This window comes from Paenibacillus rhizolycopersici, assembly GCF_014947195.2.
In the GTDB taxonomy this organism is placed as follows: Bacteria; Bacillota; Bacilli; order Paenibacillales; family Paenibacillaceae; genus Fontibacillus; species Fontibacillus rhizolycopersici.
In genome coordinates this window covers 93,950-114,077 of the sequence record NZ_JADCNN020000003.1, presented here as the reverse complement: position 1 = coordinate 114,077, position 20,128 = coordinate 93,950, and the positions used below count along the sequence as shown (strand labels likewise).

The following is a 20,128-nucleotide window of genomic DNA, read 5'->3' as shown; positions in this document are numbered from 1 at the left end:
TAAAGCGAATGTGTGGCTGACGGCAAACGAAGGGCTTGCCGTCAGCCATCCATCGCTTATCGGCATAAATCGATAAGATTCGGCGTAACGCTTGTTTAGATTAGGCCATTTCGAGGTTATATTGTATTACATGGAGGCATGGAGGATGCGAATCGTCGTCGATGGGGACTCCTGTCCGGTAAAGGCGGAAATTGCCGAAACTGCAGGCAGGTTCGGCGTGCCGGTGTTGATGGTGGCTTCATATGATCATGTCTTACAACCGGGGCCGGGTGTAAATATCGTTCAGGTTGATCGAAGCGGACAAAGCGCTGATTTGTATATCGCCGCCCATGTGGAGAAGGGCGATATCGTTGTGACCCAGGACTACGGTCTGGCGGCTTTGGTCATCGCGAGAGCTTGCTACGGTTTATCCCCCCGCGGCGACGTCTACCATGCGGATAATATCGACTATTTGCTAGAACGCCGCCACCACCAAGCGAAGGCAAGGCGGGCAGGGCATCACAGCAAAGGGCCGAAGCCGTTTACCGGCGAAGACCGCGAACGGTTTACGGACGCTTTGTCAAAACTTTTGTCACGTTTGCAGGAGAATGTATAGTTTTAGCGAATTACTATTTACGTGTCACCCGAGAACATCAAAATGTCGGTGATTTTGACATTTTGGATGATTCTCACGCGTGAAAGATGAAGGTGATTTGGATGAGTACCGGGCGTGGCATTCCGGAGGAAGTCATCGAGGCGGTTCTGCGTCAGCACGATATCGTCGACACGGTCAGCAAGCACGTTCATCTAACGAAACAGGGGAAGTACATGAAGGGGTTATGCCCGTTCCATTCGGAGAAAACCCCGTCGTTTACGGTAACGCCCGAACGGCAAATCTTCCATTGTTATGGCTGCGGCAAAGGCGGGAACGCCATCAAATTCAGGATGGAAATCGAAGGATTAACCTTTCCCGAGGCAGTCAGAATCATGGCGGAAGAGGCGCACATCCCTTATGAGGATAAGGGGAGAGGTTACGGTGATTCACCGCGTAACCAAGAGTTGGAGCAACTGCTGCAGGCCCATGAATGGTCCTCCAAGCTTTATCATTACTTGCTGAAGAACACCGAATACGGCAAGCCGGCGATGGAGTATTTGAAATCCCGCGGCTTTACCGACAAAGCCATCGATACGTTCCAGATTGGTTACGCACCCGCTAGATGGGATACGCTCGTCCAGTTTTTGGACAAACGATCTTTTGAACTGGAAGCGATGGAGAAGGGTGGATTGCTCTCGTCCAGGCAAGACGGTTCCGGTTTCGTGGATCGTTTCCGTGACCGGGTGATTTTTCCGTTGCACAATCGAAGCGGGAAAGTAATCGCGTTTGCGGGAAGAGTGCTTGGCGACGGACAACCGAAATATTTGAACTCGCCAGAAAGCAAGCTGTTTACCAAAAGCCGAGTTCTCTACAATTTGCATCAAGCGAAAAATGAGATCCGCAAAACAGGTCAAGTTGTCCTGTTCGAAGGTTACGGCGACGTCATTAGCGCGTGGGAGGCCGGGGTTCATAACGGCGTGGCTACGATGGGGACCGCATTAACGGAAAGTCATGCGGCTATCTTGCGTGGCATGGCCGAGGAAGTGTTGGTCTGCTATGACGGCGATTCCGCCGGACAAGCTGCGGCGTTGAAGAGCATTCCGATTCTTGAAGGCGCAGGTTTTTTTCAGGTAAAAATCGCATTGCTCAGCGAAGGGCTGGATCCCGACGAATTCATCCAAAAGTACGGGGCCGAGCGGTTCCGCCATCAAGTTTTGGACGGCGCGGTTTCTTCCGTCAAATTTAGGCTTATATATCTGAGAAAAAACCATATACTGCTAGAAGAAGATGGGAAAGTCGCTTATATCAAAGAGGCGATGCCGATTATTGCGGCGCTTTCCTCCCCAAGCGAACGCGAGATTTATCTAAAGGAACTCTCCGCCGATTTGCAAGTCTCCTTCGACAGCTTAAAGCAGGAATGCAACGAACTGAGAACGGTTATGCAAAAAAAGGCAGATGCCGGGGATAATAAGCCCGAAAGGTGGAATAATGGTAGGCATAAAAAAGGGCAGGCATCCATGCCAACGTTGCTGCCCGCTTTTCATGCGGCGGAACGAAGACTGCTGTCTTTCATGCTGCAGGACGAAGAGGTGTCCCGTTATGTAGGCGAACGCCTAGGGACGAACTTTAACATCGAAGATCATGTGGCGATTGCCGCTTATCTATACGCCTATTACGCACAAGGGAAGAACCCGGATGCTAGTCATTTCATTTCCTCACTTCAAGATGAGCGATTGGAGCAGACGGTCATTTCGATCGCGATGATGGATACGCCAGCCGAATGGACGACGCAGGAGCTGGACGATTGTATTCGTGAAATTCAGAAGGTGCCTTTGCTCGAACAGATCAAGCGCAAGAAAGAGGAAATGGTATCGGCCGAACGAGCCGGAGATTTTATGCGTGCGGCACAAATTGCAAGTGAGATTATTGCCCTAGAGAGACAGTAAGACGAACGGACTTTCGGTGATGTTTCTAGGGAGGAGGGAGCCAGATATGACGAATGACCAACATACTGAACTAGAAACGGAATTAACGCTGGATCAGGTAAGGGATCAATTGATCGAACAAGGGAAGAAAAGGTCATCCTTAACTTACAAAGAAATTATGGAGAAGCTTTCGCCTTTCGATCAAGATCCTGAGCAGATGGACGAGTTTTTTGAGCAATTAGCCGATCTTGGCATTGATGTAACAGGCGACGGCGACGAGGATCACCGGCGCGGCGATGGAGACAACTCGCATGAGGGCGACGATTTCAACTACGATGACGACCTCTCGCTTCCTCCGGGGATCAAGATCAATGACCCTGTACGGATGTATCTGAAAGAGATCGGGCGGGTACCGTTGTTGTCGGCGGACGACGAGATGGAGCTTGCCAAACGGATCGAAAACGGGGATGAAGAGGCGAAACGCCGTTTGGCCGAAGCCAATCTGCGTCTGGTCGTCAGCATCGCCAAGCGTTATGTCGGTCGCGGCATGCTGTTCCTGGATTTGATTCAAGAAGGAAACATGGGATTGATTAAAGCCGTGGAGAAGTTTGACCACAAGAAAGGCTTCAAATTCAGTACCTATGCCACCTGGTGGATCCGTCAGGCGATTACCCGCGCGATTGCCGACCAGGCGAGAACGATTCGAATCCCGGTTCATATGGTCGAAACGATCAATAAGCTGATTCGGGTATCCCGGCAGCTGCTACAAGAGCTGGGACGCGAACCTACGCCGGAGGAAATCGCTGCGGAGATGGAGCTTAGCGTAGAGAAGGTCCGGGAGATCATGAAGATCGCCCAAGAGCCGGTTTCGCTGGAAACGCCGATCGGGGAAGAAGATGATTCCCATCTCGGTGACTTTATCGAAGATCAGGAAGCCTTGGCTCCGGCGGACGCAGCGGCTTATGAGTTGCTGAAAGAACAGCTGGAAGATGTGCTGGACACGCTCACCGAACGCGAAGAGAACGTGCTCCGATTACGCTTTGGACTCGATGACGGACGCACAAGAACCCTCGAAGAAGTGGGGAAGGTATTTGGCGTAACGCGGGAGAGAATCCGGCAAATCGAAGCGAAAGCGCTCCGTAAGCTGCGCCATCCCAGCCGCAGCAAGCGGCTGAAGGACTTCCTCGAATAGGCGTGATCGCCTGCAACCTTGACCTTCTGCAGCTAAGCAGTAAGGTCATTTTTGTTGTATGAGGTGTCCGTTTCTTCTATAGGGCGCCAGTTGCTAGCTTGTAGCCGTTAACGGACCGTAAAGACCTTATTTGCCGATTTCCCGGCAATTTCTCGCTGTAACGGACTCAAAAAGCCTTATTGGGCTTTCCTTACGGTTATTTAACTGATTATGACCGAAATAAGGTCTCTACAGTCCGTTAGAGTTCGGAATTGCCTGGAATCAGGTTAATAACGGCTCTAGTGTCCGTTAGCCGTCGCATCTGTGCTTCTGCTTCGTGATCTAAAGTTGACTAAGTGAACAACCATATGGGAGAAGGTGTTCTGTTGGATCAGGATAAACGCAAGATCATCCTGAAGGAAATCGATCATTGGCGGAGAAGTCGGCTGCTGCCCGAGCAATATTGCGATTTCCTGGAAAACTTATATAAAGATCAGACCGAGGGATCGTCACCCCGCTCAGGCTTCACGCTAAATACACTGATTCAACAGGGAAGCTTGAAACTTTGGTCCCTTTCATTTGGAATAATTTCCTTCTTTTTCTTTATTGTTTTTTATTTTAACGTTTTTCCCTGGGGTTTGCAAATCGCCATAACGCTGTTGCTTTCTGCGGCTTGCTATGCCCTTGCGGCTTATCATCGGCGTGATAAAGCGCTGTTCTCCATGTCGATGGCCGGACTTGGCAGTTTAATGCTGCTAGGCTTCGGCAGTTGGATCATTGCCATCCAGGGTTGGCCGCCCGGTATCGGTACGACGCTGCTAATCGCTTTCTGCGGGTTCGTCTGGCTTGTCTTGGGATACGCGCTGCGGTTTGGTATCATCAGTTACTGCGGATTTGCTTGCGGTATGCTGCTATATGCCTTTTTGCTCGGGCAACTAAATCCGGATGCATCTTGGGGAATGCTGCAAGTGTTTTGGCTGCCGTTGGCAGCAATCTTCTTCTGGCTGAGCTGGCTGGGTTATCATCGGCTTAAAGCGATGGCTCCCGTGTTCTTTGCCGTATCCGTGTCATTATGGTGTATGCCGGAAGCGGATGCTCTCCTACTGCGGGACGCCGAGATAGCAGCTATGCCGGCGCTGATCCTAATGAAGATCGTTGCGGCTTTTCTCCTCTTGTTTGGACTACGTAAAAAATGGGTGGTGTGGATTACTTCATGAAATTGTCAGCTAGATTACAGCATATTGCCGACTGGCTCCCGGCCGGTTGCCGATTCGCCGATATCGGATCGGATCACGCGCTGCTGCCCGTGGCTGCGGTACGCAGCGGGCGGGCGGCCTTCGCTATCGCCGGTGAAGTGAATGACGGCCCGCTCGAGGCGGCTCGCCGTCAGGTGGCCGAAGCCGGAGAGACGGGGCGCATCTCCGTTCGCAAGGGAGACGGACTTGCTGTCATTGCCCCGGGCGAAGTGGACGCGATCACGATCGCCGGTATGGGTGGGGCGTTGATCGCTTCGATTCTAGACGAAGGCCAAGCGAAGCTGGTTGGCGTAAAGCAGCTCGTGCTGCAACCGAACGTCGGCGGAGAATTTGTCCGCCGCTGGCTGCTTAAGCACGATTGGTATTTGGTCGAAGAGGCTATCCTGGAGGAAGACGGCAAAATATACGAGGTGATGAAGGCCGAAGCGCGGACCGATGCGGGCGAACAAAACAACGAGCTGTATCGCGAACGCGAACTGGAGGGGTGTCAGGTCAAATTGACCCGCGAGCTTCAGTTATTGATGGGGCCGAGATTAATGGCGGCTCCGAATGAAGTCTTTTTCGCAAAATGGGAATCGGAGCTGCGCAAGCTGGAGAGTATTCGTCAATCGGTTGCTACGTCGGCACTGGAGACGTCCCGTCAGAAGGAAGCGGAGCTTACCCGGCTATCGGAACAGTTGAAGGAGGTTCTGGCATGTTTGCCAAAGGACAAACCGTAGTGCAGTACATGGAGCTATTGGCTCCCAAGCATGTAGCGATGGAGGGAGACAAAATCGGACTCCAGCTGGGCAGCCTGCAAAAGGAGATTCGGAACGTCCTGGTAGCGCTTGACGTTAATGAAGAAGTCGTAGATGAGGCGATCTCCCTGGAAGCAGATCTGATTATTGCCCATCATGCGATCATTTATCGTCCGCTGCCTCATTTGCAAAGCGATACCCCGATGGGGAAGGTGTACGAAAAACTGATCAAAAACGATATCGCCGTTTATATCGCCCATACGAACCTCGACGTCACAGACGGCGGGATGAACGATTGGATGGCGGAGGTCTTGGGAATCGAAAGCTCCGGTTCGCTCGAAGATGTGCATACGGACAACCTTTATAAGCTTGTCGTCTTTGTGCCGAAGGACCACCATGAGCAGGTACTGAAGGCTATGCTGAACGCGGGCGCAGGCCATATCGGCAACTACAGCCATTGCAGCTTCAACTTGGAGGGCTATGGCACGTTTAAGCCCGGGGAAGGCACTGATCCCTATATCGGGACCGAGGGTAAGCTCGAACGGGTGGAGGAGATCCGCATCGAAACGGTCGTTCCTCATAGCCTGCGTAGTAAGGTCGTCCAAGCGATGCTGAAGCAGCATCCTTATGAAGAAGTAGCTTATGACTTGTACTCGATGGACCTGAAGGGGCGCACTTTCGGACTCGGGCGGGTTGGCAAGCTGTCGGAGCCGGTTACGCTGCGGGACTTCGTGGAGCGCGTCAAAACGCGGCTGGATGTGCCGATGGTTCGGGTCGTCGGCGATCTGGACCGGCCGGTTCGCAAAGCGGCTGTCCTTGGCGGTTCGGGAGGACGATATTGGAAAAGCGCTCAGTTCCGTGGAGCGGACGTGCTCGTGACCGGGGATGTGGATTACCATACCGCGCAGGATGCCTGGATGGCCGGGGTCGCGATCGTCGATCCGGGACACAATGCCGAGAAGATCATGAAGCCTCGCGTTGCGGCTTGGCTGACCGAGAAACTAACAGAGGACAAATACGCAACTCTCGTGCACGTATCCCAGGTCAACACCGAACCGTTCAGATTCATGTAGAGTATCGAAAGCAGCGAGAAAATACGCGACAGAAGCTGGTAGGATACGTCAGGTTTACCGTCAAATCGCTCTTGTCAGCAGGCAGCAATGCCTGTATACTATCAAGTGTTGCCTTTCGAAAGTTTGACAGACAATCGCCGGCGGCTGAAGAGCCGCGGGAGGAAAGTCCGGGCTCCATAGGGCAGGGTGCTGGATAACGTCCAGTCAGCGCGAGCTGAAGGATAGTGCCACAGAAATGGACCGCCGATGGACGACTTCTCACTTAGTGGGAAGGAGTCACAGGCAAGGATGGAACCGAGGTGTAAGAGACCCCGAGGAACGCTGGTGACTTCGTTCCTGGTAAACCCCACTTGGAGCAAGACCTAATGGGACGCAGCTTCTTCGCGAAGCGGCCTTTGCCCGAGGCGCGTCCGGGTTGGTTGCTGGAGCCGCCCAGTAATGTGCGGCCTAGATAGATGATTGTCACTCAACGCGGGAGGGTTGTTCCCGTTCTACCGCAACGAGTACAGAACCCGGCTTACGGCAAACTTTCAACACTAAAGGGAACATGATCTATTTCTATGGATAAAGCCTCCGCATCGCTTGGAATGAATTCCGGCGATGTGGAGGCTTTTGGTTTTAGTGCGTTTATTTGGCGCGGTCCACGGCGCGGTCCATTTTACGCTGAATCGACTGCGGCCAAAACTGCAGCGGCGCCTCGCCGCCTCCGGCGGCTTGCAGCGCAGCGTAAACGTCGATCTGCCCGTATCCGTAATATTTATCGCGTCCGGTATCTCCAAGATCGATGACGTTTTTGCGGATGATGTCCATGACCTCGGTGTTTTTCAGTTCTGGATTCACCGATCGAATCAAGGCGGCAAGGGCTGCAACGTGCGGGCTGGCCATCGACGTGCCGGACAACGCCGCATATTGATTATCCGGATAGGTGCTGGCAATACTTTCGCCTGGTGCCATGACGTCGATGTAATCGCCGTAGTTGGAGAAGGAAGCTTTCTGCAGGTTGTAGTCCGTCGCGGAAACCGACAAGACTTCGGGGTAGGCGGCCGGGTAGCCCGGGCGTTCGGTATTGTCGTTGCCCGTAGCTGCGATCAGCACCACGTCCCGATCATATGCGTACTTGATCGCCTCATGTAAGAACTGGGCGTCTGCGTAGTTGCCCAGACTCATATTGATCACTTTGGCGCCGTGGTCCGTTGCCCAAATGATACCTTGGGCCACCGAATAGGTTGTACCCGAACCTGACTTATCTAGCGCCTTCACAGGCAGGATTTTGCCGCCCCACATCATCCCTGCGATGCCCTCGCCATTGTTCACGTTGGCGGAGATGATGCCAGCCACATGGGTGCCATGCCCAACGTCGTCGGACGGTTCCTTGTCGGGTTCGATGACGTTATAGCCCTTCAGCAACCGACCTTGCAAATCAGGGTGCTTCAAGTCCACGCCGGTGTCGACGATCCCCACGATCACGTCGTTGCTGCCTTTGGACAGCTGCCAGCCGCGGTTCGTTTCGATGATCGGCAGGTTCCACTGGTATTCGGAGAACAGCATGTCGTTCGGAACTTCCGGCGTCTCTTCGGCATAACTCGTATCGTCTTCGTTAAAGAAACTCCCCGGATCGTCCCAATAACTTCCTCCGCTTTCGTTGGTCAAATACAAATAATGCGGCTCGATGTACTTCGGTTGCCATTTATTCAGGAAGTACTGCCGAAGTTGTTTCATGGTCATCGTATCCGAACGAAAAATGTAGGTGCTATTCAGGTTGCGCGGCTCTTTGCCGGAAATCTCCTGCACGATTTGCTTCATTTGCTCCGGAGTCGGCTTGCTGTGGAACGTAACAACGATTTCGTTTTCGTAATAGTGACTCGCTTTTTCGTTATCATGCCCCGTTTTGACGGTGATGTCTTTAAGCGTATCCGCATGCACCGATTCAACCTTGAATTTACCTTCTCTCGGGTAAGGGATCAAACGCAGGTTTTTGTGTTGATGGTCCTGTACCCGTCCTAAGATCCCGATGTCCATCACCGCGATGACCCCTTGCTTCTTATCCTTGGCCGGCTCAGCGGCAACGAAGTATTTCGGCTGCTTCGCCGGGAAAGCAGGCGATTCGTATGCCGTCGATTTGTTCAGCGCTTTTTTGGCATAACTCAAATAAGTGTTCAGCTGCTTCTTCACCGCTGGATCCGGGTTGAAATCTTCTCGCCGAAATTGCTTGGTTTGCCCGCTTGCGGCATCGTACCACAGAATCGCTTGAAACTGCTTATGGTCCTTTTGCAATTCTTGGGCAGAGCCGGGCAGCTTACCGCGCTTACTTTGGCTAAAGTCGGCGGCAAGCGAACGAAGGTGACCCCGGGCGTCCAATCGGGATAACCGTTCGGTTGCGGTCATGTCGCGCTTCAGCATACTCTGCTTCAACTTTTGTTCCTCAGCCGGTTGGGGTACGGAAAGCCGATTTACGGTATTCCGCGGCTTTGCTTTGTCATTGTCCGAGGAAGGGAATAGAAACGAAACCGCGACCACTGTGGCTGCTCCCGCCAGCCCTAAGGCAGCCCATCTGCGCCATTTCATCGGTTAGCCTCCTTTAAGATGTCGATAGCCATAGCGTGAGGTGATGTCCCTGTTTTTATTCCTTGAGGGATACCGTATTCGGTTAAATTGTGTTACGATATTTTCGTTAATGACTATACCGATCATTACAGGTGAAGGAGAATTGTTCGCATGTCACAAGCCAATAACATCAGGCAGTTGTGTGAAGCCACTCGAGAGAATTTGAAACGTGCGGCCGAGAAGCTTGAAGCGTTTTTGAACGAGCATTCGCTGCCGCAGCTTATGGAAGGTCAAGAAGAGGACAGAGCTTTGTTTTACCAAGGATTTTTATCGGATCTCCGGCATCTGCTCGTGTTCAGCGAGGTTTGCTACGAGAAGCTGGGCGTCGCTCTTCGGCGCGGGACCTTTGACGAGGAAGCTGCCGAGAAAGTGCTGTACCATGTATATCATGACTGTGTTAACAATTTCTTCTATCCTAAAAATGAAAGCTATTCCGAAGATGGAAGATATGCTTATACCGGGCAGGATGCGATCCGGTTCCGTAAAAAGCCGGTTCGGGCAGCACGTGATATCGTGTTGGACATTACGGGGATGTTCGAGGAATTACGCGACGACCTGACTTATTATGAAAGCGATTATTTGACCCAACTGCGATTAAATCGTTCCGCCAAATAGAAAATTGAATTAACGACAAGATGCCGAGATCTCGGCATCTTTTTCTTTTGGGAACGATTTGCTAATGGCTTGGCGCATAAGGGGATGGGGGCGAGGAGAAAATGATACGCGAGGTGATCAACATGCCAAATGGGGAAAAACCCATGGTCAAATGTAGCGTATCCAACTGCACCTATTGGGGAGACAAAAATGTATGCAACGCCGACGTCATTATGATCGATGTCGATCAGCATGCGAACAGCCGTTATTCAGCGGAATTTGCCGGCGAAACGTTTGATACGGAACACCGAGACTCCGCCCTGTCGTCCGCCGCTACTTGCTGTCATACGTTTAAGCCTAAATCGAAATCGTCGTAAGTAAAACATTAGTTAACGGAGGTGCTTTTGATGACGGATACCAAATCAGACAAACCGGAACAACTCTCATCCGGCAAAAGCCGCACCGATTATCCGCGCAAAGTTGACCGCGAGTATCACGAGGAGTATGCGGCAGAGGTCACGCCAGCGGGGACGTTTAGCGGTAACGTGGTCCGCGGGGAAAGAGCCGAGAGAACTCGCGATGCAGATCGATCCGATCGTGTCGATGGGGTTCGTACGGCCGGTCGGACGGTAGGCTACGTTGGCGTCGGTCTGGGGATCGCTTCGCTCTTTATGTGGTCGATTATCCTGGGGCCGCTGGCGGCGGTGATGGGCTTTTACGCCTATAGCCAGGGCAACAAAACGTCCGGAGCTTGGGCGATCGGTCTGGGTATCGTATCTACGTTAAGTTATTTCGTGCTCATGCCGTTTACCCGCTAATCCTTCGGCGGTCGTTAACGATGAAATCATGAATGTCATACCCTCAGGCTAACGTCGTCTTACGGACGTTGGCCTTTTTCCCTTTTTGCGAATTTTATCGAAAAAGGGTGGTGCAAGGCGTTGAATGCGTGTAAAATATAGGCATTGAACTAGTTATTCCCGAAAGAGGAGACTTAGAAGGCATGCAAATCGATCCGCGAACGATGGGACAATGGATCCAGCTTCAGTCCTTGAACCCTGTAGACTTGCAAGGAACGTCGGCACAGCGGGCTTCTGGCGATATGGACGGTTCATTGTTTGATATATTGCTGCAAGAAATGATGCTCTCGGAACAGGATTCGCAAGGATCATCCGATTCTGCGGGCGCCAATTCTCGTTCGGTGTTGGAATCGCTTCAGGGGTACCTGTATTCTGGCGGGCTCAATGATACGGACACTTTGGACGGGCTGTTTGCGGAGTTACTTCCTAGTTCCGGGACCGTAGCCGGAATGGGGTCAGCGGAGGATTTCGCGGAAGTGACTTCGGAAGGCACATCGGATTTGCAATCCCTGATTACCCAGGCCAGTGCCAGGTACGGCGTGCCGGAAAGCTTGATCAAAGCCGTGATCGCGACCGAGTCGTCGTTTAACCCGCAGGCGGTTTCGTCCGCCGGTGCCAAAGGGCTGATGCAGCTGATGGACGGGACGGCTAGAGGGCTAGGTGTTAGCGATCCATTTAATCCGGCGCAAAACATAGACGGGGGCACCAAATATTTGTCGTATCAGATCAATCGTTACGGCGGAGACGTTAAAACAGCCCTTGCGGCATATAATGCCGGACCTGGAAGACTGCAACGACTTGGGATCGGCAACGATGAACAATTGATGGAGAAATTCCATTTGTTGCCTCAGGAGACGCAAGGTTATATTGCTAAGATTATGAGAGCACAGGCAAAGTTCGAGGCTTAATGCAGTTTGCAGCTTATCGAATATGGCGTTACATGATAAGAAAGATCAAATGGAAAACGCTCCGACCGCGGTTGTTTCGGGTATACGCGTTTTCAATTTGGTCTTTTTTGAGATGAAGGTGAAAAGATGATTTATTTCGACCACGCAGCAACGACACCCCCTTATGAGGATGTTGCCAAGACCGTAGCGGAAGTGATGGCTCGGCATTATGGGAATCCGTCGTCACTGCATCGGCTTGGCGAGGAAAGCTCGAAGCTGTTGGATAAAGCAAGGGACGTTAGCGCCGCGGCATTGGGAGTTCGACCGCGGGAAATCGTATTTACCGGCGGGGCCACGGAAAGCAACAATATGGCGATTAAAGGCGCGGCCCTTCAGTTTGCCGGACGAGGCAAGCATTTGATCACAACCGAAACGGAGCATCCGTCCGTGCTGGAGAGCGTGAAGCAACTGGTGTCCTGGGGCTGGGAGGCGACCGTTCTTCCGGTTGACGGGAATGGAAACGTAACTGCTGAACAGGTGCGGGAAGCGCTGCGTCCGGATACCGTTCTTGTGTCGGTGATGCATGTCAACAATGAAACAGGAGCCGTACAGCCTGTGGAGGACATTGGTCGACTGCTGAAATCCGCGGCGCCCCGAGTCCTGTTTCATGTGGACGGTGTTCAAGGCTTTGGCAAACTGCCGTTATCCTTGACGGATGGCGGCATTGATTTATACAGCTTGTCTGCGCACAAACTAAGAGGGCCCAAAGGCGTCGGATTGCTGTATGTTCGCGAGGGACTACAGCTTGCACCGCTGCTGGCGGGCGGAGGTCAGGAGGGGGGCTACCGTTCCGGAACGGAGAACATTCCTTATATCGTGGCCTTCTCCAAAGCTTTGCGTTTGGCGGCGGAAGGCCGGGACGCCCGGGCAACCGTGATGTACCGCTTGCGGGAGCAGTTGATCCAAGGGCTAGCGGAGCTCCCGGAGCTAGCGGTAAATTCATCTGCGCAGGGAGCCCCGCACATCGTGCATTTTTCTTATCCCGGTATGAAAGCGGAAGCGTTGCTGCACATGCTGGAGGAGGAAGGATTTTACGTATCGACCCGCTCGGCTTGCTCTTCCAAACGGAGTGAACCAAGCCGCATTCTGCTGGCTATGGGTAAATCCAAGGAAATCGCCTCGTCGGGCATTCGGATCAGTATGGGCGATGAACACGAAGAGCGAGACATAGATGCCTTGCTCGCTGCGTTGAAGCAATCGGTCAAGCGGCTGCAGGCTTTACGATAGGAGAGAAATGTCAAGATGCTGGAATATGATATGCTGTTGCTCCGTTTTGGAGAAATTATTCTTAAAGGGCGGAACCGGTCTCGTTTCGAGAAGGTGGCCCACAAGCACGTTAAGGCGCTGCTGCACCCTTTTCCCCGCGCGGAGATCATCAAGGAATATGGACGGATCTATATTGCCTTAAACGGAGAGCCGCTAGAGCCAATCGTCGCAGCGATGAAGAATGTGTTCGGCGTTGCCTCGATCTCGCCGATCCGGGTTACGCCGTCCCGGCTGGAGGATATCATCCCAACCGCTGTAAATTTCGTTAAGGAGCTTGGCGTCGCACCTGGCACGAGATTTAAAGTAAGCGCCCGCCGGGTCTGGAAGCCATTTCCCCATTCGACGCATGAAATGAATAAGCTGGTCAGCGGCCCGATCCTAAACGCCTGTCCCGAGCTGAAAGTGGACGTACATGACCCCGAATTGGAGCTTCGCGTGGAGATCCGGGAACAGGGCACCTATTTGTTCAGTGAAGTGATTCCCGGTGCGGGGGGATTCCCGCTCGGAACCAACGGTAAAGCGATGTTGCTGCTATCCGGCGGTATCGACAGCCCTGTCGCCGGTTGGTCGGCGCTGCGGCGTGGTTTGGAAATCGAATGCGTTCATTTTCACAGCTATCCGTTTACGAGCAAAAAAGCCGAACAAAAGGTCATCGACCTGGCCACTGTCTTGGCGGGGTTTGCAGGCTCGATCAAGATGCATCTCGTCCCGTTTACCGAGATCCAAACCACATTGGCGCAATCCGGTCAAGAGAACCTGATCATCACTTTGATGCGAAGATCGATGCTGCGCATCGCCACCAAGCTGGCTGAACGTAATGGAGCCTTGGCCTTGGTAACGGGAGATAGTCTAGGCCAGGTGGCCAGCCAAACGTTGTCCAGCATGAATGCGATCGGACGGGTGACCGATCTGCCGTTGCTGCGGCCGTTGGTCATGACGGATAAGGTGGATATTATCGCGATGGCACAGCAGATCGGCACGTATGACTTGTCGATTTTGCCTTACGAGGATTGCTGTACCTTGTTCGTGCCGAAGTCACCGGCAACCAATCCCAATCTGCATGTGCTGGAGAGCGTCGAGCACTCCCTGAAGGATTTGGACCAGATGATTGCCAAGGCGGTGGAGGACACGGAAACCATCGTCATTCGGCCTGGTCGCAGGATCGTGCGGCGGGAATCGACAGAAGCTGACGTCGTCCAGGAAAATTGGTTCTAATGCTACAAAAAAACCGCCAAAGCCATGTTTGAAGGCTGAGGCGGTTTTTACTGCTCTTAACGGGTTGCCGGATGGGTCTGACGGCTATCCGTTTCCTTGCGATGCTGGCGTTTCTTCATGTAACCGGCCAACAGCACGCCGGCGACCACAATCGCGATCAGCAGATAGCGCAGAACCGGATTTTCCTCGAAGAAATGCAAGAAATGGCGTTCCTCGGTAACCATATTGGCGGCAGTGTAAGCCAGTACCGCGGAGCCAAGGTAAGCAATCCAAGGGAACTTGTCCAGCAACTTAATAAAGAGGGTACTTCCCCATACGACGATGGGAACACTGATTAGCAGGCCAATTACGACCAGAACCATATGTTGTTTGGACGCCCCTGCGACCGCGATGACGTTGTCGAGCCCCATCGCCGCGTCGGCAATGATAATGGTACGGACGGCAGGCCACAGTTTGTCCTTGGCTTCGATGTTGTCATGATCGCCTTCATCCGCTAACACCTTGTAAGCGATAAAGACCAACATCAAACCGCCGATGGCCAGCAGCCAGGGGATTTGCAATAACCAGACGACAATAAGGGTCGCGGCGATTCGCAGTACCACAGCTCCGGCTGTCCCGTATAGGATCGCCTTCTTCTGGACCGAGTTGGGCAGCTTTCTTGCCGCCATCCCGATGACGATTGCATTGTCACCCGCCAAAATAAGATCGATAAAAATAATGTTGATCAGGGCGAGAAAAAAAGCAGCACTAAATAAGTCCACGTTATGTCACTTCCTCTATAGACGTATATACGTATTAAATCGCTAAAAGGATTCATTTGTCCAGAGTTGTTTTTGTAAAGTGGCATAGCTTGGCTCCATTCCTCATACAAGTTGTAGGGGAGGGATGAGCTTGGAACAATTGCTGCTGTTGTCGGAAATTCTGATCATCAATTTAGTGCTAAGCGGCGATAATGCCGTTGTTATAGCTATGGCCAGTAAGAACTTGCCGCTTAAGCAACGCAAACGGGCCGTGTGGTGGGGCGCACTGGGAGCTGTGCTGCTGCGCTGCATTTTGACCTGGGTGGCAGTTTTACTGTTGAAAATCCCGTTTATTCATGCGGCAGGAGGCGTGCTGCTAGCGGCCATTGCCTTTAAGCTGCTGCTCCCTCAGGAGGAGCATTCTCGCGTGTCCGGCGCAGGCTCATTGTGGAAGGCGGTGCAGACGATCCTCGCCGCCGACTTCATTATGAGCCTGGATAACGTGCTGGCGATCGCCGCGCTGGCGGAAGGCGACGTATCCATCCTTGTCATCGGGATCGCCATCAGCATTCCGATCGTGGTGTGGGGCAGCAACCTGATCGCCGATTGGCTGCAGCGAATGCCGATCCTCACCTATGCCGGAGCGGGTATCCTCGGATACACTGCAGGGGATATGCTGCTGCAGGACCCTCAACTCGGTCCGGTCCTGGAAGCTGCCATCCCCGCATTGGCACATGCCGTACCTGCGGTGACTGCCGCGGTCGTTATTATGTTCGGCTGGCTGCGAAAATATAACGCTGGACGCGGGTAACTCGCTTCGGCAGTTCCATCCACACGATCCGAAAAAAAACATCCGTCCTAGGCCGTGGGCCGAGTGGTTTTTTGGGCAGATTTCATATAAACTGGAAGGGAAGGGGATGTCGTAATTTGCTGCGTCTTGTCCCTCATTGTCTTCTGGAAGGTGTGTGATGGATATGTCCGACAACAACAAGCTGATGACTGGCGTCTTTATTCTCGCTGCCGGAGTGATTATCCTGCTCGGGAAATTAGGGGTGTTCAGCTTTCTTGGAAAGGCGCTTTGGCCGCTGCTGCTGCTGATTCCGGGGATCGTGCTTCATGTATGGCATTTTTGGCGTAAAGGCCCGGCAGAGCTGTTGCTTCCCGGCGCAATTCTGGTTGTCTACAGCCTCGTGTTTTTCACCGGGGTTATTGGCGGATGGCAAACGCTGAAGTTTACCTGGCCGCTCTTCTTCCTCGGCCTGGCCGTCGGCCTGTTCGAATACGGCTACTTCTCGCCCCAGCGCCAGAACGGAATATTCATCGCCGCTATGATTCTGGGAGCCTTCTCGATCCTTCTGCTCGGCTGGACATTGTTCGCTTCCTCGATTGTATATTTCCTGGCTGCGCTCTTGATTATTGCCGGGATCTGGCTGATCGCCGCCCGCGGCAATCGCCGGAGATCCTGGTAATGTTGGGTTAGTTCTTGAATTATTCAAAATTTCACGTATAATATAAGGGATATGTCAAGCGTCGGCATCTAGTCGACGCTTTGTTTTGTGGTTAATGAGGCTGCACTTGGTCCTGTCGATTAAATACCGTTCGAAGTGCAAACTTTATATATAATTCATTACGCTTGACAACTGCTTGATAATCTATAGAGACGAAAGGATTTGGAGATAAACCTATGCGTGAAGAAAACGAAATTCGCAATATTGCGATTATTGCCCACGTCGACCACGGGAAAACGACGCTAGTCGACAAACTGCTGCAACAATCCGGGATTTTCCGGGAAAACGAGGCCGTACAGGAACGGGCTATGGACTCTAATGATTTGGAACGGGAACGCGGGATTACCATTTTGGCGAAGAATACGGCCATTACGTACAAGGATTACTTGATCAACATCGTGGATACCCCGGGACACGCCGACTTTGGCGGAGAAGTGGAACGGATTATGAAAATGGTCGACGGTGTATTGCTTGTTGTTGATGCCTACGAAGGCTGCATGCCGCAAACCAAATTCGTGCTTCGCAAAGCGCTGGAGCATCACTTGACGCCGATCGTTGTCGTGAACAAAATCGACCGTCCGGCTGCACGCCCGGCCGAAGTCATCGACGAGGTACTGGACTTGTTTATCGAATTGGAAGCCAGCGACGATCAATTGGAGTTCCCGGTTGTTTATGCTTCGGCTTTGAACGGCACATCCAGCCTGGATCCCGAGAAGCAGGACGACAATATGATGGCGTTGTACGAAACGATTATCGATCATATTCCGGCGCCTACGGAGAAGGTAGACGAGCCGCTGCAATTCCTGGTTACGTTGATGGACTATAACGAATATTTAGGCCGGATCGCCATCGGCCGGGTAAACCGCGGCATCATTCGCCAAGGCCAATCCGTGGCGGTTATGACACGCGACGGCGGCAAGAAGACCGCTCGCATCGAGAAGCTGTTCGGATTCCAAGGCCTGCGCCGCGTGGAAATCGAAGAAGCTGGAGCTGGCGATATCGTAGCCATCGCTGGGATCAAGGACATTAATATTGGCGAAACGATTGCCGATCCTAACCAGCCGGAGGCTTTGCCGGTATTGAAGATCGACGAGCCGACGCTGCAGATGACGTTCCTCGTCAATAACAGCCCGTTCGCCGGACGCGAAGGGAAATGGGTGACCTCCCGCAAACTGCGCGAGCGTCTGTTCAAGGAACTTGAAACCGACGTTTCTTTGCGCGTCGAAGAGACGGACAGCCCGGACGCCTTTATCGTATCCGGACGCGGGGAGCTTCACCTGGGCATCCTGATCGAGAATATGCGCCGCGAAGGCTACGAGCTGCAAGTATCCAAACCGGAAGTTATCGTACGGGAAATCGACGGAGTCAAGATGGAGCCGCTTGAACGCCTGCTGATCGACGTGCCCGAAGAAAGCATGGGTGCGGTTATGGAAAGTTTAGGTTCCCGGAAAGCGGAAATGGTCAACATGATCAACAACGGAACCGGTCAAGTTCGCTTGGAGTTCTTGATTCCGGCTCGCGGTTTGATTGGATATACCACGCATTTCCTGACATTGACTCGCGGTTACGGTGTAATGAACCACGCCTTTGACAGCTATGGTCCATTCCTTGGCGGTCAAGTAGGTGGGCGTCATGAAGGGGTATTGGTATCCAGTGAAAACGGCGTTTCGACGCTTTACGGGATTTTGTCGATCGAGGATCGCGGGATTTTGTTCTTGGAGCCTGGTACCGAAATTTACGAAGGGATGATCGTTGGGGAGCATACCCGTGACAACGACATCGTCGTTAACATTTGTAAAGAGAAGCAGTTGACGAACGTGCGCTCGGCCACGAAGGACGACACGGTGAAGATGAAGACGCCACGTCTGTTCTCGCTGGAACAAGCGCTGGAATATTTGAATGATGATGAATATTGCGAAATTACGCCGAAATCGGTTCGCCTCCGCAAGAAGATTTTGAACAAAAGCGAACGTGAACGGGCGGAAAAACATCGCAAAATGTCGGAAGCCAACTTATAATAATTGTAACGTTGCCATTTGAAGGAGGGGTTCGATATGCAGGCCTGGTTTGCTGAGCATCCAGTCGTTTCCTACGTGCTGATCTTCGTGCTGATCGTTTTCGTTTACAATAAAGTATTTCGCGCACAGCAGAAGCTGCCGCTGTTTAAGGAGATCATCCTTTACCTTCTCATGGCGTTGGGTTCGTTCCTGCTGCTCATTTTTCAAATCGACAAACTGCCGATCATTCAATGCTTGCTGGTCGCTGTTGTTCTGATGCTCATGGTACGAATCCGCTATTTTGTCGAGGGACGACGGAACAAGGAGAAAAAGGCAGGTCCGCCGGCTGGAGATAAATCGGCATAATTTGGCTCCCGCCTAAATTCGGTAACTTTTTCGAAACCCGGTACGTCTTTATGGATGCGACAACATTTTTATAGAAATAAGGTGTTTGAGTTCATGAGTTCTAACCGCAGCGGCTTACCTCCTCGGGGGCATAGCCAAAGAGGCTCGGCAAAAGGTGCGAAGAATGGGTCCACCGAAAAAAAGAAGTCCAGCGGCTTTAAACGATTTTTAAAATTTGTCCTGACGCTCCTCATTATCGGGGTGGTTGGGGTTGGCCTTTATGCAGGTTATTTGTTTTATACCGCAGATCAGGTGATCGATGCGACCGGGACCACGGATAAAGTGGCACCGGGAAAATCCGCTAAGGTGAAGCCAATCACGATGCTGCTGCTCGGCACGGATTATCGACCGGAGACCGGCACACATCTTAGCGACGTAATGATGATGATCGCGATGAATCCGGACACGAAGTCCGCTACTGTCGTATCCCTGCCGCGAGACACGAGAGTGAAGATGGACGGATATAAGACAAACAAGATCAACGCGTTTTATCCCAATTTTCTAGCGGCAGAGAAAAAAACGGGTATTTCAGCCACGCAGGAAATGAAAACGATGATGAGCAAGTTTTTTGATATCGATATCGACTATGTTACGGTTCTGAATTTTCAAGGATTCCGTGATGTGGTGGACGCACTAGGTGGCGTCGACGTGAATGTCGATGCAAATATGTGTTACCGCGATACGGCGGACGGTACCGATATCAATTTGAAGCAAGGGGCTCAGCACCTAAACGGGGAAGATGCGCTTGGTTACGTTCGATACCGTAAATCGAACTGCAGCCCTCGAACGAAGGGCTCGGATGACTTTGACCGCAACCGCAGGCAGAATGAAGTGCTGCATGCCCTAATCGACCAAGCGAAGTCGCTTAATGGTGTAATGGGCGCAGGTAAAGTGATCGAGTCCGTCGGCAAGAATATGGATACCGATCTGGAATCGCAGCAGATGAAGAATATGATTCAAGCCTACTGGAGCATTTCCAAGGAAAATGTTGATTTCATGCCGGTAACCGGTGATTGGAAGAGTCCGTACGTTTATTTGCACGAGGATGAACTGGATGCGGCCAAACAAGCCTTAAGGAATCAGATTGCCGGCATCAAAACGTCTGACTCGCAGCAAGGAAATGGCGGGCAAGCGGAAAACGAGCCGGTCAACTGACGATTGAATGCAAGTTTTGCCACATGTTATAATACAATTAACTGACAGGATAGCTGAAGCGTCTTAAGTGGAATCTCATGCAATGCCGTACAGGAGGGCTGGTC

Annotated in this window: 19 protein-coding genes and 1 other RNA gene; 18 read left to right on the top strand and 2 right to left on the bottom strand. The window is 52.3% G+C overall.

Annotated elements, in window-relative coordinates:
• Positions 1–145: 145 nt before the first annotated feature.
• From IM700_RS04355 to rnpB, 7 genes are all read left to right on the top strand, one after another.
• Positions 146–595 carry a YaiI/YqxD family protein gene (locus tag IM700_RS04355; protein ID WP_239483591.1) on the top strand — a complete coding sequence of 150 codons (450 nt, stop codon included), beginning with the start codon at positions 146–148 and terminating at the stop codon, positions 593–595.
• 101 nt (positions 596–696) lie between these two features.
• Complete coding sequence (gene dnaG / locus IM700_RS04350) at positions 697–2,520, top strand: DNA primase (RefSeq protein ID WP_155608719.1); 1,824 nt, start codon at positions 697–699, stop codon at positions 2,518–2,520.
• Between the two features lie 46 nt (positions 2,521–2,566).
• A complete protein-coding gene (gene rpoD, locus IM700_RS04345) occupies positions 2,567–3,691 on the top strand; it encodes an RNA polymerase sigma factor RpoD (RefSeq protein WP_155608720.1) in 1,125 nt (374 codons plus the stop codon).
• 365 nt (positions 3,692–4,056) lie between these two features.
• Positions 4,057–4,887, top strand: coding sequence for a hypothetical protein (locus tag IM700_RS04340; protein ID WP_193416373.1), 831 nt, complete (start codon positions 4,057–4,059; stop codon positions 4,885–4,887).
• A complete protein-coding gene (locus IM700_RS04335) occupies positions 4,884–5,645 on the top strand; it encodes a tRNA (adenine(22)-N(1))-methyltransferase (protein ID WP_155608722.1) in 762 nt (253 codons plus the stop codon). Before IM700_RS04340 ends, IM700_RS04335 begins: the two co-directional genes overlap by 4 nt.
• The gene (locus IM700_RS04330) at positions 5,621–6,736 is read left to right on the top strand and encodes a Nif3-like dinuclear metal center hexameric protein (protein ID WP_155608723.1); all 1,116 of its coding nucleotides are present in this window, start codon (positions 5,621–5,623) and stop codon (positions 6,734–6,736) included. Before IM700_RS04335 ends, IM700_RS04330 begins: the two co-directional genes overlap by 25 nt.
• A gap of 118 nt (positions 6,737–6,854) precedes the next feature.
• Positions 6,855–7,271: RNase P RNA component class A (gene rnpB, locus IM700_RS04325), an RNA gene on the top strand.
• 92 nt (positions 7,272–7,363) lie between these two features.
• Here the strand turns inward: rnpB and IM700_RS04320 are convergent.
• The gene (locus IM700_RS04320; protein WP_193416372.1) at positions 7,364–9,301 is read right to left on the bottom strand and encodes a S8 family peptidase; all 1,938 of its coding nucleotides are present in this window, start codon (positions 9,299–9,301) and stop codon (positions 7,364–7,366) included.
• Positions 9,302–9,451: 150 nt separating this feature from the next.
• Here IM700_RS04320 and IM700_RS04315 point away from each other — a divergent pair, with 150 nt between their 5' ends.
• The 6 genes from IM700_RS04315 (at position 9,452) to thiI (ending at position 14,219) form a co-directional block, all read left to right on the top strand.
• Positions 9,452–9,955, top strand: a complete 504-nt coding sequence (locus IM700_RS04315; protein ID WP_155608725.1) for a YpuI family protein — start codon at positions 9,452–9,454, stop codon at positions 9,953–9,955.
• A gap of 143 nt (positions 9,956–10,098) precedes the next feature.
• On the top strand, positions 10,099–10,311 hold the full coding sequence (locus IM700_RS04310) for a DUF1540 domain-containing protein (protein WP_155608726.1): 213 nt from the start codon (positions 10,099–10,101) through the stop codon (positions 10,309–10,311).
• A gap of 30 nt (positions 10,312–10,341) precedes the next feature.
• The gene (locus tag IM700_RS04305; RefSeq protein ID WP_155608727.1) at positions 10,342–10,752 is read left to right on the top strand and encodes a hypothetical protein; all 411 of its coding nucleotides are present in this window, start codon (positions 10,342–10,344) and stop codon (positions 10,750–10,752) included.
• Positions 10,753–10,934: 182 nt separating this feature from the next.
• Positions 10,935–11,699, top strand: coding sequence for a lytic transglycosylase domain-containing protein (locus IM700_RS04300; protein ID WP_193416371.1), 765 nt, complete (start codon positions 10,935–10,937; stop codon positions 11,697–11,699).
• Positions 11,700–11,825: 126 nt separating this feature from the next.
• A complete protein-coding gene (locus tag IM700_RS04295; protein ID WP_193416370.1) occupies positions 11,826–12,965 on the top strand; it encodes a cysteine desulfurase family protein in 1,140 nt (379 codons plus the stop codon).
• 18 nt (positions 12,966–12,983) lie between these two features.
• Positions 12,984–14,219 carry a tRNA uracil 4-sulfurtransferase ThiI gene (gene thiI / locus IM700_RS04290; RefSeq protein ID WP_193416575.1) on the top strand — a complete coding sequence of 412 codons (1,236 nt, stop codon included), beginning with the start codon at positions 12,984–12,986 and terminating at the stop codon, positions 14,217–14,219.
• 56 nt (positions 14,220–14,275) lie between these two features.
• Here the strand turns inward: thiI and IM700_RS04285 are convergent, their stop codons facing one another.
• Positions 14,276–14,980, bottom strand: coding sequence for a TerC family protein (locus IM700_RS04285; protein ID WP_193416369.1), 705 nt, complete (start codon positions 14,978–14,980; stop codon positions 14,276–14,278).
• Between the two features lie 130 nt (positions 14,981–15,110).
• Between IM700_RS04285 and IM700_RS04280 the strand changes: the two genes are divergently transcribed.
• From IM700_RS04280 to IM700_RS04260, 5 genes are all read left to right on the top strand, one after another.
• A complete protein-coding gene (locus tag IM700_RS04280; protein WP_155607775.1) occupies positions 15,111–15,770 on the top strand; it encodes a TerC family protein in 660 nt (219 codons plus the stop codon).
• 157 nt (positions 15,771–15,927) lie between these two features.
• Positions 15,928–16,428, top strand: a complete 501-nt coding sequence (locus IM700_RS04275; RefSeq protein ID WP_155607774.1) for a hypothetical protein — start codon at positions 15,928–15,930, stop codon at positions 16,426–16,428.
• A gap of 215 nt (positions 16,429–16,643) precedes the next feature.
• Complete coding sequence (gene typA / locus IM700_RS04270) at positions 16,644–18,485, top strand: translational GTPase TypA (RefSeq protein ID WP_155607773.1); 1,842 nt, start codon at positions 16,644–16,646, stop codon at positions 18,483–18,485.
• Positions 18,486–18,521: 36 nt separating this feature from the next.
• Entirely contained in the window at positions 18,522–18,830 is a 309-nt protein-coding gene (locus IM700_RS04265) for a YlaH-like family protein (RefSeq protein ID WP_155607772.1), read from the top strand.
• Positions 18,831–18,923: 93 nt separating this feature from the next.
• Positions 18,924–20,024 (top strand): LCP family protein, encoded by a 1,101-nt coding sequence (locus tag IM700_RS04260; protein WP_193416368.1) that lies wholly within the window; start codon positions 18,924–18,926, stop codon positions 20,022–20,024.
• Positions 20,025–20,128 lie beyond the last annotated feature (104 nt).

Coding starts and splice junctions, on each gene's coding strand:
- IM700_RS04315 (WP_155608725.1), top strand. CDS start 9,452: ATGTCACAAGCCAATAACATCAGGCAGTTGTGTGAAGCCACTCGAGAG.
- IM700_RS04305 (WP_155608727.1), top strand. CDS start 10,342: ATGACGGATACCAAATCAGACAAACCGGAACAACTCTCATCCGGCAAA.
- IM700_RS04330 (WP_155608723.1), top strand. CDS start 5,621: ATGTTTGCCAAAGGACAAACCGTAGTGCAGTACATGGAGCTATTGGCT.
- IM700_RS04355 (WP_239483591.1), top strand. CDS start 146: ATGCGAATCGTCGTCGATGGGGACTCCTGTCCGGTAAAGGCGGAAATT.
- IM700_RS04310 (WP_155608726.1), top strand. CDS start 10,099: ATGGTCAAATGTAGCGTATCCAACTGCACCTATTGGGGAGACAAAAAT.
- IM700_RS04335 (WP_155608722.1), top strand. CDS start 4,884: ATGAAATTGTCAGCTAGATTACAGCATATTGCCGACTGGCTCCCGGCC.
- dnaG (WP_155608719.1), top strand. CDS start 697: ATGAGTACCGGGCGTGGCATTCCGGAGGAAGTCATCGAGGCGGTTCTG.
- typA (WP_155607773.1), top strand. CDS start 16,644: ATGCGTGAAGAAAACGAAATTCGCAATATTGCGATTATTGCCCACGTC.
- IM700_RS04300 (WP_193416371.1), top strand. CDS start 10,935: ATGCAAATCGATCCGCGAACGATGGGACAATGGATCCAGCTTCAGTCC.
- IM700_RS04275 (WP_155607774.1), top strand. CDS start 15,928: ATGGATATGTCCGACAACAACAAGCTGATGACTGGCGTCTTTATTCTC.
- IM700_RS04265 (WP_155607772.1), top strand. CDS start 18,522: ATGCAGGCCTGGTTTGCTGAGCATCCAGTCGTTTCCTACGTGCTGATC.
- IM700_RS04295 (WP_193416370.1), top strand. CDS start 11,826: ATGATTTATTTCGACCACGCAGCAACGACACCCCCTTATGAGGATGTT.
- IM700_RS04320 (WP_193416372.1), bottom strand. CDS start 9,301: ATGAAATGGCGCAGATGGGCTGCCTTAGGGCTGGCGGGAGCAGCCACA.
- IM700_RS04260 (WP_193416368.1), top strand. CDS start 18,924: ATGAGTTCTAACCGCAGCGGCTTACCTCCTCGGGGGCATAGCCAAAGA.
- rpoD (WP_155608720.1), top strand. CDS start 2,567: ATGACGAATGACCAACATACTGAACTAGAAACGGAATTAACGCTGGAT.